The 16,899-nt window shown below is 72.4% G+C and carries 22 protein-coding genes and 1 tRNA gene; 8 read left to right on the top strand and 15 right to left on the bottom strand.

The features are described from left to right. Entirely contained in the window at nt 1–1,014 is a 1,014-nt protein-coding gene (gene nadA, locus LBW97_RS03765; protein ID WP_224498058.1) for a quinolinate synthase NadA, read from the bottom strand. Nucleotides 1,015–1,077: 63 nt separating this feature from the next. On the opposite strand from nadA, the gene LBW97_RS03760 reads away from it, so the two are divergent. Continuing rightward, complete coding sequence (locus LBW97_RS03760; RefSeq protein ID WP_224498057.1) at nt 1,078–1,791, top strand: NUDIX domain-containing protein; 714 nt, start codon at nt 1,078–1,080, stop codon at nt 1,789–1,791. On the opposite strand, the gene LBW97_RS03755 is transcribed toward LBW97_RS03760, so the two are convergent. The 4 genes from LBW97_RS03755 to LBW97_RS03740 form a co-directional block, all read right to left on the bottom strand. Then, nucleotides 1,735–2,196, bottom strand: a complete 462-nt coding sequence (locus tag LBW97_RS03755; RefSeq protein WP_224498056.1) for a hypothetical protein — start codon at nt 2,194–2,196, stop codon at nt 1,735–1,737. The two genes, LBW97_RS03760 and LBW97_RS03755, sit on opposite strands and share 57 nt — an antisense overlap. Nucleotides 2,197–2,219: 23 nt before the next feature. Continuing rightward, entirely contained in the window at nt 2,220–3,443 is a 1,224-nt protein-coding gene (locus tag LBW97_RS03750; RefSeq protein ID WP_224498055.1) for a lytic murein transglycosylase, read from the bottom strand. Between the two features lie 185 nt (nt 3,444–3,628). Next, nucleotides 3,629–4,132: a hypothetical protein gene (locus LBW97_RS03745; RefSeq protein ID WP_224498054.1), complete on the bottom strand. Its 504-nt coding sequence runs from the start codon at nt 4,130–4,132 to the stop codon at nt 3,629–3,631. Further along, nucleotides 4,123–4,302 (bottom strand): hypothetical protein, encoded by a 180-nt coding sequence (locus LBW97_RS03740; protein WP_224498053.1) that lies wholly within the window; start codon nt 4,300–4,302, stop codon nt 4,123–4,125. The genes LBW97_RS03745 and LBW97_RS03740 overlap by 10 nt, the downstream gene beginning before the upstream one ends. 74 nt (nt 4,303–4,376) lie before the next feature. On the opposite strand from LBW97_RS03740, the gene LBW97_RS03735 reads away from it, so the two are divergent. After that, nucleotides 4,377–4,943 (top strand): TetR/AcrR family transcriptional regulator, encoded by a 567-nt coding sequence (locus tag LBW97_RS03735; protein WP_224498052.1) that lies wholly within the window; start codon nt 4,377–4,379, stop codon nt 4,941–4,943. Between the two features lie 26 nt (nt 4,944–4,969). Here the strand turns inward: LBW97_RS03735 and LBW97_RS03730 are convergent, their stop codons facing one another. Further along, nucleotides 4,970–5,608 carry a DUF305 domain-containing protein gene (locus tag LBW97_RS03730; RefSeq protein ID WP_224498051.1) on the bottom strand — a complete coding sequence of 213 codons (639 nt, stop codon included), beginning with the start codon at nt 5,606–5,608 and terminating at the stop codon, nt 4,970–4,972. A gap of 90 nt (nt 5,609–5,698) precedes the next feature. Continuing rightward, nucleotides 5,699–6,103 (bottom strand): DUF6153 family protein, encoded by a 405-nt coding sequence (locus LBW97_RS03725; RefSeq protein ID WP_224498050.1) that lies wholly within the window; start codon nt 6,101–6,103, stop codon nt 5,699–5,701. Between the two features lie 152 nt (nt 6,104–6,255). On the opposite strand from LBW97_RS03725, the gene LBW97_RS03720 reads away from it, so the two are divergent. Next, complete coding sequence (locus LBW97_RS03720; RefSeq protein ID WP_224498049.1) at nt 6,256–6,729, top strand: DUF4396 domain-containing protein; 474 nt, start codon at nt 6,256–6,258, stop codon at nt 6,727–6,729. A 26-nt stretch (nt 6,730–6,755) separates the two neighbouring features. Here the strand turns inward: LBW97_RS03720 and LBW97_RS03715 are convergent. After that, nucleotides 6,756–6,828: transfer RNA gene (locus LBW97_RS03715), tRNA-Arg, on the bottom strand. A 188-nt stretch (nt 6,829–7,016) separates the two neighbouring features. Between LBW97_RS03715 and LBW97_RS03710 the strand changes: the two genes are divergently transcribed. From LBW97_RS03710 to LBW97_RS03700, 3 genes are all read left to right on the top strand, one after another. After that, nucleotides 7,017–7,532 (top strand): single-stranded DNA-binding protein, encoded by a 516-nt coding sequence (locus LBW97_RS03710; protein ID WP_224498048.1) that lies wholly within the window; start codon nt 7,017–7,019, stop codon nt 7,530–7,532. A gap of 101 nt (nt 7,533–7,633) precedes the next feature. Beyond that, nucleotides 7,634–9,304 carry an energy-dependent translational throttle protein EttA gene (gene ettA / locus LBW97_RS03705; RefSeq protein ID WP_224498047.1) on the top strand — a complete coding sequence of 557 codons (1,671 nt, stop codon included), beginning with the start codon at nt 7,634–7,636 and terminating at the stop codon, nt 9,302–9,304. 161 nt (nt 9,305–9,465) lie between these two features. Beyond that, nucleotides 9,466–10,089 carry a maleylpyruvate isomerase family mycothiol-dependent enzyme gene (locus tag LBW97_RS03700; RefSeq protein ID WP_224498046.1) on the top strand — a complete coding sequence of 208 codons (624 nt, stop codon included), beginning with the start codon at nt 9,466–9,468 and terminating at the stop codon, nt 10,087–10,089. 28 nt (nt 10,090–10,117) lie between these two features. On the opposite strand, the gene LBW97_RS03695 is transcribed toward LBW97_RS03700, so the two are convergent. Further along, the gene (locus tag LBW97_RS03695) at nt 10,118–10,552 is read right to left on the bottom strand and encodes a protein-tyrosine phosphatase family protein (protein ID WP_224498045.1); all 435 of its coding nucleotides are present in this window, start codon (nt 10,550–10,552) and stop codon (nt 10,118–10,120) included. A gap of 10 nt (nt 10,553–10,562) precedes the next feature. Continuing rightward, nucleotides 10,563–11,546, bottom strand: a complete 984-nt coding sequence (locus LBW97_RS03690; RefSeq protein WP_224498044.1) for an isopenicillin N synthase family oxygenase — start codon at nt 11,544–11,546, stop codon at nt 10,563–10,565. 133 nt (nt 11,547–11,679) lie between these two features. Between LBW97_RS03690 and LBW97_RS03685 the strand changes: the two genes are divergently transcribed. Next, nucleotides 11,680–12,324: a GntR family transcriptional regulator gene (locus tag LBW97_RS03685; protein WP_224498043.1), complete on the top strand. Its 645-nt coding sequence runs from the start codon at nt 11,680–11,682 to the stop codon at nt 12,322–12,324. Nucleotides 12,325–12,367: 43 nt separating this feature from the next. Further along, complete coding sequence (locus LBW97_RS03680; RefSeq protein WP_224498042.1) at nt 12,368–12,775, top strand: thioesterase family protein; 408 nt, start codon at nt 12,368–12,370, stop codon at nt 12,773–12,775. A 4-nt stretch (nt 12,776–12,779) separates the two neighbouring features. Here LBW97_RS03680 and LBW97_RS03675 read toward each other — a convergent pair whose 3' ends face one another. From LBW97_RS03675 to LBW97_RS03655, 5 genes are read right to left on the bottom strand one after another with little or no spacing between them, the layout of a single operon-like run. Next, the gene (locus LBW97_RS03675) at nt 12,780–13,313 is read right to left on the bottom strand and encodes an MOSC domain-containing protein (RefSeq protein WP_224498041.1); all 534 of its coding nucleotides are present in this window, start codon (nt 13,311–13,313) and stop codon (nt 12,780–12,782) included. After that, complete coding sequence (locus LBW97_RS03670; RefSeq protein ID WP_224498040.1) at nt 13,310–13,948, bottom strand: energy-coupling factor transporter transmembrane protein EcfT; 639 nt, start codon at nt 13,946–13,948, stop codon at nt 13,310–13,312. The genes LBW97_RS03675 and LBW97_RS03670 overlap by 4 nt, the downstream gene beginning before the upstream one ends. After that, on the bottom strand, nt 13,948–14,682 hold the full coding sequence (locus LBW97_RS03665) for an energy-coupling factor ABC transporter ATP-binding protein (protein ID WP_224498039.1): 735 nt from the start codon (nt 14,680–14,682) through the stop codon (nt 13,948–13,950). Before LBW97_RS03665 ends, LBW97_RS03670 begins: the two co-directional genes overlap by 1 nt. Nucleotides 14,683–14,687: 5 nt before the next feature. Continuing rightward, entirely contained in the window at nt 14,688–15,254 is a 567-nt protein-coding gene (locus LBW97_RS03660) for a biotin transporter BioY (protein WP_224498038.1), read from the bottom strand. 37 nt (nt 15,255–15,291) lie between these two features. Beyond that, nucleotides 15,292–16,872 carry an alpha-amylase family glycosyl hydrolase gene (locus tag LBW97_RS03655; RefSeq protein WP_224498037.1) on the bottom strand — a complete coding sequence of 527 codons (1,581 nt, stop codon included), beginning with the start codon at nt 16,870–16,872 and terminating at the stop codon, nt 15,292–15,294. Between the last annotated feature and the right edge of the window lie 27 nt (nt 16,873–16,899).

Raw genomic sequence — 16,899 nt, 5'->3', positions numbered from 1 at the left:
TCACTCACCGACCGGGGACGGCGTGCCGATGGCCACCATCGCCTCGACGGCGGCGCGCGCACGGGCGGCGATCGCCGGATCGACGGTGACCTCGTCGCGGCCCTCGCGCAGCGCGCGCAGCAGCTTCTCCGGCGTCGACATCTTCATGTAGGGGCACGCCGCGCGGGAGTTCACCGGCTCGAACGAGGTCGTCGGGTTGGCCTGGCGCAGCTGGTGCAGCATGCCGATCTCGGTGGCGACCAGGACGCGCTTCGCCGTCGTCCGCCGGGCCTCGTCGAGCATCCCGCCGGTCGAGAGGATGTGCACGCGCTCGGTCGGCAGCTGGCTGTCGGACACCATCCACAGCGCGCTGGTCGCGCAGCCGCACTCGGGGTGCACGAGCAGCTCGGCGTCGGGGGCGGCCTCGACGCTGGCGCGCAGGTCGGTGGGGGAGATGCCGGCGTGCACGTGGCACTCGCCCATCCAGATCCGCATGTTCTCCCGGCCGGTGACGCGCTGGACGTGCGCGCCGAGGAACTGGTCGGGGAGGAAGAGGACCTCGCGGTCGGCCGGGATCGAGTTCACGACCTCGACGGCGTTGGACGACGTGCAGCAGATGTCGGTCTCGGCCTTCACCTCGGCCGTCGTGTTCACGTAGGAGACGACGACGGCGCCCGGGTGCTCGGCCTTCCACGCGCGCAGCTGGTCGGCGGTGATCGTGTCGGCCAGCGAGCAGCCGGCCGCGGCGTCGGGCACCAGCACGGTCTTCTCCGGGCTGAGGATCTTCGCCGTCTCGGCCATGAAGTGGACCCCGGCGAAGACGATCGTGGAGGCCTCGCTCGACGCGGCGATGCGCGAGAGGGCCAGCGAGTCGCCGACGTGGTGGGCGACGTCCTGGATCTCGGCGGCCTGGTAGTTGTGCGCCAGGACGACGGCGTCGCGCTCGGCGGCGAGCCGGCGGACCTCGTCGCGCCAGTTCTGCCACTGCTCCGGCGACCACTGCGTGGCGGTGGGGGCGGGGAGCGTTGCGGTCACCGAGACCTCCGGAGGACTTAGGTTCCAGACTGTGAGGCGAAAACCTCTGGAGCGAAACCTAGCATGGGGTTCGTGACATCTGTGTGGTCCTCGGCGGAGCGGCCGGCCTTTCCGCACCATGCTCTGGCCGTGGTGCTGCAGGTCAGGGCCACGCGGCTGCACGTCATGCTGTGGCGACGCGCCGGGGAGCCGTTCGCCGGCGCCTGGGCGCTGCCCGGCGGGCCGTTGCTGCCGGAGGAGACGCTGGGTGCCTCGATCGGCCGGCAGCTCGCGTCAAAGGTCGAGGTCGCGCAGCTGGCGCACCTCGAACAGCTGGAGACCCGCAGCGATCCGCACCGCGATCCGCACAGCCGCACCGTCGCGACCGCCTACCTGGGGCTGATCCCCTCGGACGTCGACCCGGTGCTGCCGGAGGACACCGCCTGGCACCCGGTCGACGGCCTGCCGGAGACGGCGTTCGACCACGGGTCGATCGTCGGGTCGGGGCTGGAGCGCCTGCGGGCGAAGCTGTCGTACACGAACGTCGCCTTCGCGCTGGCGCCGCCGGCGTTCTCCATCGCCGAGCTGCGGGAGATCTACGTGGCCGCGCTGGGCTACGAGGTCACCGCCACCAACCTGCAGCGGGTGCTGCTGCGCCGGGGCGTGCTGGAGCCGACGGGGGAGATGGCCGCGTCCGGTCGCGCCGGTGGTCGGCCCGCGACCCTCTACCGGTTCGTGGCGTCAGGTCTCGAGGTCACCGACCCGTTCGCCGTCCTGAAGCCGCCGACCGCCCGCTGAGCCCGCGTGCTCCCTGCGCAGCTCGTTGAGGTCGGCACCGAACACGTCCCGGGCAACCCGGGCCGAGGTGGCGTCGTCGAGCCAGCGGACTGGTCGGACGTCTTGATGTCCTACCAGCACCGTTCCGCCCGCCCACCGATCGATGTCGGCGTCCAGGATGTCGCCGTCCGCCCAACTCACCTGGTAGGAGGGGTCGACGTCCGGCGCTGCGACCCAGATCTCCGCGACCGGCCGGGCTGGACCCCATCGCCGCCACCACAGGTGTCCGCCGACTTGAGTTCGGACTTCCGTCGCCAGCACCAACACGTGCCCGACGCCCTGGGTGCCGCCAAGCTCACCGGCGCGGAAGGCGTAGCGGTCCAGCCGGTGCGGCGGTGTGGCGTCCCACGTCGGTCGCCACGACATGCGGGGACTGTAGATCGTGTCGGTCAGCGCCTGGGGCACTCCGGCAGCAACGGCAGATCCGGCACCAGGTTGCCGACCACGTTGCAGCTGACGCCCTCGACCAGGTTCGTGACCACCGGCGGCGGAGGCGGCGGGGGCGGGAGCTGCGGCACCGGCAGGGGCGGCGGCGGCAGCTGCGGCAGCGGGAGCGGTGCCGGCGGAGCGGGCGCCGGCGGCGGCGGGGAAGCCGGGGGCGGCGGGGGCGGCGCGGGGCGACCGGCCGACTCCGGCGGTGCGCCCTCCTCGGTAGGCGGAGCGGACCGGCTCTCCTCCCGAGGGGCCGGACCCGCGGGGGGCGGAGGTGGCGGAGAGCTCTGCCCGACGGTGTCGCCGGACGCCGGAGTCGTGTCCCCGGCGCCGATCGCCGGACCCGGTGACGCGGGGGCGCGGTAGAAGCCGCTCGGCGGGGGGACCGCGCCGCTGGTGATGCCGTCGAGCGGCAGGTTGTCGACCGGAACGCCCGTGGCGTAGGCGCGGGCCAGCGACAGCACCTGCGCGACGTACTCGTCGGAGTGGTTGTACGCCAGGACGGCGCGGCGCAGACCGGGCTCGGTGCGGAGGTTGCCGCCGGCGACGCACAGGTAGTTCGCCGCGCCCAGGGCGGCGTCGTCGATGTCGAACGGGTCGGTGCTGCCGTTGCCGTCGGCGTCGATGGCGTAGGAGCGCCAGGTCGTCGGGATGAACTGCATCGGGCCGACCGCGCGGTCGTAGGTGGTGTCGCGGTCGAAGCGGCCGTCGTCGGAGTCGCCGATGTAGGCGAACTTCCCGCCGTCGAGCGCCGGGCCGCGGATCTCGGGCATGGAGGTGCCGTCGGACTGCAGGGTCGCGCCGCCGAAGCGGCCGTGGTTGGACTCCACCCGGCCGATGCCGGCGAGCAGCGACCAGTCGATGCCGCACTGCGGCTTCGCGTCGGCCATCCGCGCGGCCGCCACCCGGTAGGCGTTGAGGGCGACGGTCGGGATGCCGTTGGCGGCGAGACCGCTGATGGCTTCGGGGGAGGGGGGTTGCTGGTTCGTCCGGGCGGGATCGATGCCCAGGGTGCGTGCACCCGGGGGCGCGCCGGCGGAGAGCGCCGGGATGCTGAACACCGGCCGCTCATCCGGTTCGCTCTCGGAGTCAGCGGCCTGCTCGGTCAGCTCCGGCTCGGCGGGCTGGGCGACTCCCGCGACCACGCCGGCCAGACCGACGAGCAGGGCGGCGGCGAGCACGCCGCGCCGTCTGCCTTGTCCGGACCCGCCGTGCTGACGGCGAAGTCTCTGAACACCTGTACCCGTGGACCTGCGCACCCGTTCCTCCGAACGACCGCTGGCTGATGTGTGGTCCCGTCCCCCGACCGGTGGGCGTCAGCTACCCGTGACCTGGGTCACTCAATCGCGGTATGCGTGTCGAACGGTCACGCCCGGCGGCGCCCGAACCGGGTGAGGCCGCGCGGCTTGTAGATCGCGAGCGCGGTGGCCCCGAGCAGCACGACCGTTGCCGCGACGGCGTCGACGAGCAGCTGCTGCCGCATCCCGCCGAGGTCAGCGGTCAGCGGCGCCCCGCTCGCGGCCACGCCGCCGAGGTGCTCGATCGGCCGGGTGTGCAGCAGGAGCAGCGCTGTCGCCGCCACCGTCAGGGCCAGCTTGACGACCACCCAGTAGTGCCGGAGCAGTCCCCACGACGTGCCCAGCGACTGGACGACGCCGGTGACCAGCGAGGCGAGGGCCAACGGGACGATCACCGCCCACGTGACCAGCTCCGCCGCGATGTAGGCGCCGCGGACCGTGGCGTCGCCGTCGGCGGCGAGGCCGGTGGCGGCGAGCGCGAGGAACGCGGCGACCGCGCCCAGCCAGCCCACTGACGTCGTGACGTGCGCGGTGAGTGCGAGCTTCCGCAGCGTCGGCGGCATCAGGGCCACGACAGCTCCGCGAGGCCCAGATGGCGGCCAGGCCCGCCGACGCTGTTCCCCGTCAGGTGGAGGACGACGAAGACCAGCGCCAGCAGCAGGACGAGGAGTGCGAGGACCTTCACCCAGCGCGGCGCGCCCGGCGGCGGTTCGGCGTCCGGCGTGGTCCCGGGGTCTGTCATCCAGCGCTCCTCCTGTGGTGGGACAGTGCGTCCGCCTGTGAGACAGACTGTCTCACAGGCGGTACCGTGGCCGCGTGGCGACGTCCTGGACCGAGACCGTCACCGGGCACCGGTCCTCGGTTCGTGACGCGGTCCTCGACGCCGCGGCGGCTCTGGTCGCCACCCAGGGCCTGGCCGTGACGATGTCGCAGGTCGCCGAGCGCGCCGGCATCGGCCGGGCCACGCTCTACCGGCACTTCGCCGACGTCGATGCGGTGCTGACCGCCTGGCACGAACGGCAGGTCGTCCACCACCTGCAGCACCTGACCGGCGTCCGCGACCGGGTCGCCGACCCCGTCGAGCGGGTCGAATCGGTCCTGGCCGCATACGCCGGCATGTCCCGGCATGGCGGGCACTCGGCGGCCGCGGCCCGGCTGCACCGGTCGGACCACGTGGGCCGGGCCCGCGACCAGCTGCGCGACTTCGTCGCCGACCTGCTCGCCGAGGGGGCACGCGCCGGCCGGCTGCGCGACGACGTGCCCCCGGCCGAGCTGGCCGAGTTCGTGCTGGGCGCCCTGACGGCGGCCGGGGAACTGCCCTCGGCCGCCGCCGTGCAGCGGCTGGTCGGCGTGACCATGGCGGGACTCCGCCCACCGGCCTGACCGACCGCGCCGCCGAGTCGGACGGGTCAGCCCCCGAGCTCGGTGAGCAGCTGCTCCATCTCGGCGATCTCGGCGGTCTGCGAATCGCGGATCTCCTCGGCCATGGAGAGCGCATCGGGGTTCTCCCCGTCGGTCAGCTCCGTCTCGGCCATCGCGGTCGCGCCCCGGTGATGGGCCACCATCAGCTCGAGGAACATCCGGTCGAACGCGGCTCCGGAGGCATCGCTCAGGGCCTGCATGTCCTGCTCGGACATCATTCCGCCCATGGAGCCGTGGCCGGCGCTGCCGTGGTCCATCCCGCCGGATCCGGCGTCGGCGTCCCAGGCCTCGAGCCAGCCGGTCAGGGTCTCGATCTCCGGTCCCTGCGCGCCCTCGATGCGGTCGGCGAAGTCCGTGACCCGCGGATCGGCGGCCCGGTCGGTGCTGAGCTGTGCCATCTCCACCGCCTGCTCGTGGTGGGGCAGCATGCCCTGCGCGAAGGCGACGTCGGCATCGTTGAACTGTGCGGTGGTCGCGGACTCCGCGTCCGAGGAGCTCGGCGAGGAGCTGTCGGACATTCCGGCCATGCCCTCGTGTCCGGCGTTGCCGGAGCAGCCGGCCAGGACGAGGCCGCCGGCGACCAGGGCGCCGGCCAGGGCGGTGCGGCGTGCGGTGGTGCGGTTCATGAGCGTTTCTCCTGCGGTCGGTGCGGGTTGGAGGCGTGCGCGGTCCGCCGCCGCGGCAGTTGGACCGGGGCGGGGCGGGCGGCGGTCGGCCTAGATCCGCAGGACGCAGAGGGTGAGGATGTCCGGTGGCCTCGCTGGTACTCGCCACGCGGTCGTGCTGGACCGTGCGGACGGTGGCGGGCCGCGCCGCACCGACCGGCTCGACGCTCCGGCGGTGCCGAGCAGGACCGCGAGGCCGACGGCGACGACGGCCAGGCAGACGGCCAGCAGATGGCCGGGCAGGCCGTGCCGGTGGTCGGTCGCGCCGTCGTCGACGGCGTCGTGGTGTGCCGGGATGCCGGCCGGCTGCAGAGCGGACGCGACGAGAACGACCTCGGTCATGGCGGCGTGGGCGTGCCCCTCGGCGGTCGAGGACGACCCGCATTGCAGCCCGTGCCCGAGGAAGACCGCGGCCAGCAGAAGTGCCGCCGTCCAGGCCCGTGCCGCCGCGCTCATCCCGCCGAGAGTACGAGCCCGAGCGGCCGGACCGGCGCGCCGGCGGGAACGAGCAAACGCTGTCCACACCTCGCGGAATATACCCCCTAGGGGTACGGTTCGAACGGGCAGCCAGCCAGGCCGCCACACAGGACAGAGCTCGAGGAGCAGCCATGGACCACTCGATGCACACCCAGCGCCCGACCGGCCCGGCCCTCACCCGGCTGGCGATCTCGGCGACCCTGCACTGCCTCACGGGATGCGCGATCGGGGAGGTCCTCGGCATGGTGATCGGCACCGCGCTCGGGTGGTCGGACCTGCAGACGATCGTGCTCGCCGTCGCCCTGGCGTTCGTCTTCGGCTACTCGTTCACCATCGGCCCGGTCATGCGCTCGGGGCTGTCGCTGCGTGCGGCGATCCCCGTCGCGCTCGCTGCCGACACCATTTCCATCACGGTCATGGAGATCGTCGACAACGGGATCATGCTGGCCGTTCCCGGCGCGATGGAGGCCGGCCTCGACAGCTGGCTGTTCTGGGGCGCGCTCGCCGTGGCCCTCGCCGTCGCCTTCGTCGTGACCGTGCCGGTCAACCGCTGGCTGATCGGTCGCGGCAAGGGGCACGCCGTCGTGCACGCCTTCCACCACTGATCGTGTGGCGGCCCGGCTCGCCGTTGCGCGCCCGGCAGGGATCGAACCTGCGACCAAGTGCTTAGAAGGCACCTGCTCTATCCACTGAGCTACGGGCGCTCGCGCTCGATCATCGCATCGCCCCGGGACGCCGGTCGCGGGCCTGGACGGCGGGTCGTCCACAAGGGGTACGGCCGTCCACAGATCGGCGAAAGGCCTGCTCGCCGCGGTCAGGAGAGCTCAGGGTCGACGGCACACCGGCAGAGGTCCGGTCGCGCCGTCCGGCGCCGCATCCTTCGAGGAGCACCGTGAACGACACCATCGTCACCGTCGTCGGCAACGTCGTCGACGCACCCCGCCGCAACAACACGCAGAACGGCACCGTCACCAACTTCCGGATGGCGTCGAACGCCCGCCGGTACGACGCGTCCCGCGAGGAGTTCGTCGACTCCGGAACCCTCTGGATCGACGTCGAGTGCTGGGGCAACCTCAGCAGCAACGTCTCGGCCAGCATCAGCAAGGGCGATCCGGTGATCGTGCACGGGGCCATGACCACGCACTCGTGGGAGTCGGAGGCTGGGCCGCGCAGCAAGCCGCAGATCAAGGCGTTCTCCGTCGGGCCGAACCTGCAGAAGGGCCGGGCGCTGTTCACCCGGGACAAGTTCGCCCGGACTGGGGAGGTCGTGCCGCCGACCCCGGAGACCACCGAGGACCACGGCTTCCCGGGTGCGGACGACGAGTCCCGGGTCGAGCGGGACTACCTGGGGGCCGAGGACGCGTTGCAGCAGATGACCGAGGCCTCGCCGGAACCCGTGCACGCGTAGTTGCCGGGGGCTGGGAGGATCGCACGCGAGAACGCACGGGGTGGGGTCGCATCCGGCGGCCCCGCCCCCGCTCGCGAGACGACGGAAGGCTTGAAAAGCCAGTGGCTCAGTACATCTACTCGATGGTTCGTGCCCGCAAGGCGCACGGCGACAAGGTGATCCTCGACAACGTCACCCTGGCGTTCCTGCCCGGCGCCAAGATCGGCGTCGTCGGCCCCAACGGCGCCGGCAAGTCGACCGTGCTCCAGATCATGGCCGGCATGCAGCAGCCCTCCAACGGAGAGGCGATCCTCGCGCCCGACGCCAGCGTCGGCATCCTGCTGCAGGAGCCGCCGCTCAACGAGGCGCTCGACGTGCGCGGCAACGTCGAGGAGGCGGTGAAGCCGCTGCGCGACGCGCTGACCCGCTTCGAGGAGGTCAGTGCGGCGATGGGTGAGCCCGACGCCGACTTCGACTCCCTCCTCGCCGAGCAGGGCGAGCTCATGGAGGTCATCGAGAACCAGGACGGCTGGGAGCTCGACGCCCGCATCGAGCAGGCCATGGACGCGCTGCGCTGCCCGCCCGGCGACGCCGACGTCACCGTCCTCTCCGGTGGTGAGCGCCGCCGCGTGGCGCTGTGCAAGCTGCTGCTCGAGGCGCCCGACCTGCTGCTGCTCGACGAGCCCACCAACCACCTCGACGCCGAGAGCGTCGCGTGGCTGGAGCAGCACCTGGAGAAGTACGCCGGCACCGTCGTCGCCGTCACCCACGACCGGTACTTCCTGGACAACGTGGCCGAGTGGATCCTCGAGCTCGACCGGGGGCGCGCCTACCCCTACGAGGGCAACTACTCCACCTACCTGGAGACCAAGGCCACTCGCCTGCAGGTCGAGGGGGCCAAGGACGCCAAGCGCGCCAAGCGGCTCAAGGACGAGCTGGAGTGGGTCCGCTCGGGCGCCAAGGCGCGGCAGGCCAAGAGCAAGGCCCGTCTGGCGCGGTACGAGGAGATGGCCGCGGAGGCCGACAAGTTCCGCAAGTTGGACTTCGAGGAGATCCAGATCCCGCCGGGCCCGCGCCTGGGCAGCATCGTGGTCGAGACGAAGAACCTCACCAAGGCCTTCGGTGACCGCGTGCTGATCGACGACCTGTCGTTCACGCTGCCGCGCAACGGCATCGTCGGCGTGGTCGGCCCGAACGGCGTGGGCAAGACGACGCTGTTCAAGATGCTGGTCGGCGAGGAGAAGGCCGACGGCGGCGAGATCAAGGTCGGCGAGACGGTCAAGCTCTCCTACGTCGAGCAGAGCCGCGGCGGCATCGACCCGAAGAAGTCGCTGTGGGAGGTCGTGTCCGATGGCCTCGACCACATCAAGGTCGGCAACGTCGAGATGCCCTCACGCGCCTACATCGCGGCCTTCGGTTTCAAGGGCCACGACCAGCAGAAGATGGCGGGCGTGCTCTCCGGCGGAGAGCGCAACCGGCTGAACCTGGCGCTGACGCTCAAGCAGGGCGGCAACCTGCTGCTGCTCGACGAGCCGACCAACGACCTTGACACCGAGACGCTCACCAGCCTGGAGAACGCGCTGCTGGAGTTCCCCGGCTGCGCCGTGGTCGTGAGCCACGACCGGTGGTTCCTCGACCGCGTCGCCACCCACATCCTCGCGTACGAGGGTGAGTCGAAGTGGTTCTGGTTCGAGGGCAATTTCGACGACTACGAGAAGAACAAGGTCGAGCGGCTCGGCGCCGACGCGACGCGTCCGCACCGCGCGACGTACCGCAAGCTCGCCCGCGACTGAGTTCGTTCCCGACCTCGACCGCTGAGATCCGCGTCAGGCCGGTCTTCCCCCCCGGGGGAGACCGGCCTGACGCGCATCTGGGTGCGGTGTTCGCCCTCAGTCCTCTAGCGTCGCGGGCCTCCCGTCGCGCACCGGCGCGGCCGTGACGTCGCGGAGTTCGGATGACCCTGATGCCTCTGGCGCGAGCAGAGCGCGAGGAACTGCGAGAGCTCCTGGTCACGCTGAGCCCCGAGCAGTGGCGGGCGCCGTCCCTGTGCGAGGGCTGGTCGGTGCAGGACGTCGTGGCGCACCTGCTCGGCTACGAGGAGCTCGGCTGGGGGCAACTCGCGCAACGATTCGCCCGCGGCCTGCTCGTCGTCGACCGGGTCAACGCCCTGCGGCTCCGGGAGTGCTCGACGCGCACTCCCGCCGAGCTGATCGAGCTCCTCGATGATCACCTGACCCCGACCGGGCTCACGGCCGGGATGGGTGGAGCCATCGGCCTGACCGACGGGATGATCCACCAGCAGGACATCCGCCGACCGCTGGGGCTGCCCCGCTCCATCCCCGCCGACCGGCTGATCCCTGCTCTTCGGACGGCGCTGTTCGCGCCGACCCTCCTCGGGGTGCTGCGCGTGCGGGACGTCCGCCTGGTCGCCACGGACATCGACTGGTCGTTCGGACGCGGTCCCGAGGTGCGGGGGGCGGGGGAGGCGATCCTCATGACCGTGGCGGGACGACGGGCCGCCGTCGGCGAGCTCTCCGGTCCGGGTCAGCCGCAGGTCGCACGCCGGGTCGCCGCCTGAGCCGGAAGCAGGCGGACGTGCCGAGGCGTCAGCCGGCGAACCCGGTGACGAACCGGCGCTGCCCCGGCGTCTCCACGGCGCGACGCCGGTAGTTGTCCCGGACGAAGGGAACGGCCTCGGCGGGCGGCACCCCCTCGAGTACCGCGAGGCAGGCCAGCGCGGTTCCGGTTCGGCCGGTGCCGCCGCCGCAGGCGATCTCGACGGGCTCGTCCGCCGACCGCTCCCACACCTCCAGCAGCGCCGTCCTCAGCGCCGCCGGGTCTGCCGGCAGCCGGAAGTCCGGCCACCGCACCCACCGGCTCTCCCACGGCACGGGCGCCGGCCGCCGACCGAGCAGGTAGAGCCCGAACGACGGCAGTGGCCCCGCAGGCAGCGGTGCGCGCAGGCCGCGCCCGCGCACCCGCCGTCCCGACGGCAGCACCAGCAGGCCGGGCGCCGAGGGATCCCAGTCGCCCCCGGTCACCCGCGCCGGATCACTTTCGGAAGTTCGCCTGGATCCGCTGCTGCAGGTAGTCGCCCGCGGTGATCGGCTCGTAGGTGCCCTTCGGCGACTCGATCACTGCGTCCTTGTCGGCCTGGGCGAAGAACGCGATGCTGAAGCGCGGCCCCATGTGGTCGCCCTCCGCCGGCGCCTTCACCCGGTGGAAGTTCGACGGCAGCAGGTCGTCGCTCCACCGCATGAGCATGTCACCGATGTTGCAGGTGATCGCCTCGTCCGAGGGCTCGACGGGCGTCCACTCCTGGCCTTCCACCTCCGCGCCGGGGAGCACCTGCAGGCCACCCTGTCCGGCCCGCTGGAAGAGCAGGGTCAGGCAGTCGAAGTCGGTGTGCGCGCCCGCCCGCCAGAGGTTCGGGGTGCCGACCAGCTCCGGCGGGAAGGCGAAGTAGTGGATCAGCCGCAGGGTGCTCTGGTAGGTGGGCTTGGCCGGGTCGTGCGCGACCGTGAAGAAGTTCTCGTCGAACCCCAGCTTGGTCGCGAAGCAGGACAGCACGTCCATCGCCAGGCGCCAGCAGTCCGCCTCGAACGCCAGGATCGTCTCCTGGAACCCCGCGACCTCCTCCTCGGTGGGCCACAGCCCGTCCATGTGCGGCCGGGTCAGCTGCCAGGACTCCTTCTGGTCCGGCGTCCCGGTGGAGGGGCGGACCTGCGTCTTGGACTCCCAGCCCGAGTTGAGGCCCTTCTTCAGCGGGTACTTCGCCTTGACCTCCTCCGGCAGGGCGAAGAACTGCCGGGCCAGGTCGAACGCCCGCTCCACGTCGGCCAGGTCGATGCCGTGGTCGACGAGCTGGAAGAAGCCGATGTCGGTGGCGGCCGCCCACAGCTGGTCGGCGATCTCGTCCCGGCGGGCCGCGAAGTCGGTGAGGCTGATCTGCCGGATCTCGCGCGTGGAGCTCTCGTTGCCGACGGCGCCCATGCGGGATTCCAGCTCGAGCTCGGTCAGGGAGAAGGTGGTCATGGTCGGAGGACCTCTCGCGTGGCCGCACGACGCACCCGTCGCGGCTCTGCGCTACATGTAACCTCCTCGCAGATCGTCCCGCCAGGGACCGCGTGACATGTAATGCCGATGTAACGACGGTGGAAGGGCAGGGATGGAGGACGGCGCGCTGCTCACCGAGACCGTCCTCCGGCGGTTGCGCGAGGAGGTGCTCGACGGGTCGCTGCCGCCGGGCGCCGCATTGAGCGTCCCGGCGCTCGCTGCCCGCCTCGAGGTGTCCCGCAGTCCCGTGCGCGAGGCCGTGCAGCAACTGATCCACGAGGGCCTCGCCGTCTCGACGCCGCGGTCGGGCGCCCGGGTCGCGACGATCGACGACTCGACGATGCGCTCCCTGCTCGCGGTGCGCGAGGTCCTCGACGGGCTGGCCGCCCGCGAGGCCGTCGGCCACGCCACCGCGGCGGACATCGGCGTCCTCCGCGGCATGCTCGCCGAGCAGGAGCGGCTGCTGGACGCCGACGTCGAAGCGCGCCGGGACGCCGAGCTGGACCTCGCCTTCCACTCCCTGGTCCGGCACCTCGCCCGCAACGTCCCGCTCGCGACGACGCTGCACCGGCTGCACGTCCAGGGCCACCTCTACCGCTCGGCCACCTGGGACCACGCGGAGGACCGCCGGTTCGCCGTCGCCGAGCACCGGCGCATCGTGGATGCGGTGGAGGCCGGCGACGCGGCCGGTGCCGAGGTGGCTGCCCGGACCCACGTCGCCGCCGTGTGCGTCCGTCTCATGCGCCGTCCCGGCTGAGTCCGTCTGCGCGCTCCGGCACCAGTAGGGCAGGGTGCAGCGGATGAGGCACACCGTGCAGGTCCCGATGCGCTGGTCGGACATGGACGCCTATCAGCACATCAACAACGTCGCCTTCCTCGGCTACTTCGAGATGGCCCGCGTCAACCTGTTCTTCGAGCAGCCCACGCACGACGAGCACACGGGCATGCGCCGCGGCCTGATCGTCGCCTCGCACGAGATCGCCTACAAGCGGCCGGTCGTCTACGGGCAAGAGCCGCTCGAGGTGCAGCTCTGGGTGTCCGGCGTCCGGGCCGCCGCCTTCACCTGCTCCTACGAGCTGTTCGACCACGGCGCCCTGGCGGTCACCGGCAGCACGCTGCTCGTGCCCTTCGACTTCTCGCTGAACCGGCCGCGCCGGCTCACCGCCGAGGAGAAGGAGTTCCTCGCCCGCTGGAGCGACGAGGACTGACGGCTCAACCGTTGACGATCCGCGGCACCGGCCGGGCTGCGCCGGTGGGCGCACCCCGGCGGGCCGCCTCCTCGTCCGACACCGGCCGCACGACCGCGCCCTCGGTGATCTGACCGCCGCCGAACACCGCGGCGTTGATCCCGCCGCGGTGCACCATCGCCTTTACCAGCTTCAGCCCGGTGAGGCGCTCCAGGTGCGTGCACGGCGGGCAGCGCTTCATGCCGAACAGCAGCGCGTCGCCGACCGCGAACCAGCTGCCGACCAGCGACGGCAGCTCGATGCCCGTCGTCACCAGGTTGCGGCGGGTGTCGCCGGGGGAGAGGTCGGCGCCCACCTCCGCGGCGACGGTGGCGACGTCGTCCCGGTCGATGAGCGTGAGCTGCTTCTCCAGGTCGGGGTACTGCGCCCAGGTGCCGCCACCGCGGGCGTAGCGGTCGCCGTCCAGCCCGACGCCGGGGACCAGTCGCCCACCGGGCACCCGCCGCATGGGCGACGCCGCGGAGTCGGTCAGCCAAATCTCGTGGACCGTGCCGCTCATGACGCCGCTGCCGTCCGCCGGGGCCGGCGGGCCGGGGCGTCGTCGGCGCCGCGGGCGTCCAGCGCCTCGCCGACCGTCGTCGCCATCCGCAGCACCTGGATCAGCAGCGGCACGGCCATGCCCAGCCGGATCCGGTCCGCACCCCGGGCGGCCTGTGCCTCGCGGATCCGCGCCGCCTTCTCGGCGACCAGCGGGATGAACCGGAGTGTCATCGCCAGCACCAGCCCGATCCGCGCCGGGCGCACCCCGAACACCCGCAGCGGCGCGGCGAGCCACTCGATCACCGCCACCAGCGCGGTCACCCGGGTCGTCGCCGTCACCACGGCCGCCGCGACGAGCAGCGCCAGCAGCCGGAGCACCGCCACGCTCCCGGTCCGCAGGTCGGTCGCGAGCAGGTGGAAGCCGAAGAGGAGCGCGAGCCAGAGCCACACCGGCCGGACCTGCACGGCGAGAGCGCGCCACGGCAGCCGGGCCGCCGTCACACCGACGACGACGACCAGCGCCAGCGCACCGGCCATCGCAGCCGGGGACTCCACCAGGAACAGGCCGATGCCCAGGGCAGCCAGCACCGCCAGCTTCAGGCCGGCTCTCGCCCGGTGGACGACGCTGTCGCCCGGCACGTACAGCGACAGCATCAGTCCATCCTGCCCACGTACCAGGGGACCGTCTCGGCGGGCGCCCCGTCGGCGACCACGCGCCCGTCCTCGACCACCAGCACCCGGTCGAACCCGGCGAGGAGGTTGAGATGGTGGGTGACCACGACGACGTCCTGCTCCAGCTCGTCGATCACCCGGGCCACCCGGCGCGTGTTGGCGAGGTCGAGCAGCGTCGTCGGCTCGTCGAACACGATCCGCTGCGGCCGCATCGCCAGCACCCCGGCGATCGCGAGCAGTTGCTTCTGCCCGCCGGAGAGCAGGTGGGCGGGGTGGTCGCGGTGCCCGGCCAGTCCGTAGCGGTCCAGCATCTCCTCGACCCGCCGCTGCACCTCGTCGTCCGGCACGCCCTGGTTGTGCGGCCCGAAGGCGAGGTCCTCGGCGACCGTCGGGTGCACGATCTGCGCGTCCGGGTCCTGGAAGACGAAGCCGACCCGGCGGCGCACCGCGCGCGCCTGGCTGCGGGTGTCCAGCCCGTCGACCAGCACCGTCCCCGAGGTGGGGACGACGAGGCCGTTGAGCAGCCGCGCGAAGGTGCTCTTGCCCGAGCCGTTGGCGCCGATGACCCCGACGCGACGCTCGGTCAGGGTCAGCGAGACGCCGTCGAGGACGACGCGCTCGCCGTAGACGTGCTCGACGTCCCGCAGCTCGATGCCGGCGCCGGGCACGACGACGGCGTCGTCCGCGTCCGCCGCGGGACGCCGTCCCCAGCGCACGCGCGTCAGCTCGCGGCGGCGCGCCGGCCAGGCAGCTCGATGACCGGGTAGGCGCGGCGCACGGCGACCGCCACCACCGACGCGGCCACGGCCTTGACCAGGTCGCCCGGGATGAAGGTCAGGGAGCCGGTGAACGAGGCCCCCAGGGAGATGTCGCCGTAGAGAGCGGTGAAGGGGACCCCGATCGCGTAGATGACGACGATCCCGCCGATCATGTTCGCGATCAGCGCCCACGCCAGGTTGAAGCGCTTCCAGAACAGCTGGGTGAGCAGGCCGATGACGAAGGCGGCGATCGGCCAGCTGTAGAGGTAGCCGGCGGTGGGGCCGGCGAAGACGCTCAGCCCGCCGCGGCCACCCGAGAGCAGGGGGGCGCCGGCGGCGACCAGCACCAGGAAGACCAGCAGCGCCAGTCCGCCGCGCTTGGCACCGAGCACCGAACCGGCGAGCATCACGCCGAGGGTCTGCGCGGTGATCGGAACGGGCAGGCCCGGAACGGCGACGGGCGGAATCAGCCCCAGCACCGCGACGATGGCGGCGAAGAGGGCGACGTAGGCGAGATCCCTGGACTTCACGCGGCGGAAGGTACCGGAGCCCGCTGGCGAGCCTTCGTCAGCCCCGCAGCCATACGGCGGTGTCGTCGGGAACCGTCCCGTCGTTCAGGGGGGCGCTGCTCAGCAGCACTCGACCCTCGGGCAGCGGTACCGGGGCGCCCGAGAGGTTGAGGAAGCAGACCAGTCCACCCGGCCGCCTGAAGGCGACACATCGGTCGGGTGCCTGTAACCAGTCGACATCCTCGCCGGTCAGAGCCGTGCTGGAGCCGCGCAGGGCGAGCGCCTCTCGGTACAGTGACAGCATCGACCCGTCGTCGTCCCGCTGGGCCGCAGCGGTCAACGGCCCCCAGCCCTCCGGCATGGGCAGCCAGGTGTCCGGACGCGACGAGAAGCCGTACGAGGGCTCGTCGCCCGACCACGGCACCGGGATGCGGCAGGCGTCGCGGCCTCGCTCGGCGCCCTGCGACCGGAACCAGATCGGGTCCTGCAGCACCTCGTCGGGCAGATCGACGTCGGGCATGCCGAGCTCGTCGCCGTTGTAGAGGTAGGCAGCCCCGGGCAGGGCGAGCTGCAGCAGCGCCGCGGCCCGGGCCCGCCGGGTGCCGAGCTCGCCGCCGCCGTAGCGGGTCACGTGCCGCGGCCGGTCGTGGTTGGACAGCACCCAGCAGGCCGGCGCGGGCGTTCCGGAGACCGCGGCGAGCGAGTGGGTGATCGCGTCCCGCAGGCCCTCCGGCGTCCAGTCCGCCGTCAGCAGCTTGAAGTTGAACGCCAGCTGCAGCTCGTCGGGGGCCAGGTACTGCGCCAGCCGGGCGTCGTCGGACACCCAGACCTCGCCGACGGCCATCGTTCCGGGGTACTGGTCCAGCACCGCCCGGATCCGGCGGTGGAGGACGTGCACGCCGTCCTGGTCGAAGCGGTTGTCCCCGGGGCCGTGGTCGTCGAGCAGGCCGGTGTCCTCCATCGGGACCATGTCCGGCAGGCCGTCGGGCTTGGCCATGCCGTGGGCGACGTCGATCCGGAAGCCGTCGACGCCGCGGTCGAGCCAGAAGCGCATCGTCTCCTCGAGGTCGGCGACCACCTCGGGGTTCGCGAAGTTCAGGTCCGGCTGCTCGGGGGCGAAGATGTGCAGGTACCACTGGCCGTCGGGCACCCGCGTCCATGCCGGCCCGCCGAACACCGAGGGCCAGTTGTTGGGCGGCTCGCTCCCGGCGGGGCCGCGGCCGTCGCGGAAGAGGTACCGCGCCCGCTCGGGGGAACCGGGGGCGGCGGTCAGCGCGGCCTGGAACCACTCGTGGTCGTGCGAGCTGTGGTTGGGCACCAGGTCGACGGTCACCCGGATGCCCAGGGCGTGCGCCTCGGCGAGCATCGCGTCGAACTCGGCGAGGTCCCCGAACACCGGCTCGACGTCGCGGGGATCGGCGACGTCGTAGCCGTGGTCGGCCATCGGCGAGGGGTAGAACGGCGTGATCCACAGCGCGTCGACGCCGAGGTCGGCGAGGTAGGGCAGGCGGGACCGGATGCCGGCCAGATCGCCGACGCCGTCGCCGTTGCCGTCGGAGAAGCTGCGGATGTAGATCTGGTAGAAGACCGCGTTCCGCCACCACTCGGCGGACGGGGTCGTCGTCGGCTCCGGGGACACCGGGCTCCTCAGGGGTCGGTACGTGCG

Origin of the sequence: Blastococcus sp. LR1, assembly GCF_020166105.1 — a bacterium.
In the GTDB taxonomy this organism is placed as follows: domain Bacteria; phylum Actinomycetota; class Actinomycetes; order Mycobacteriales; family Geodermatophilaceae; genus Blastococcus.
The sequence above is the reverse complement of the archived record's forward strand: the minus strand, read 5'-3'. Positions and strand labels throughout refer to the sequence as shown.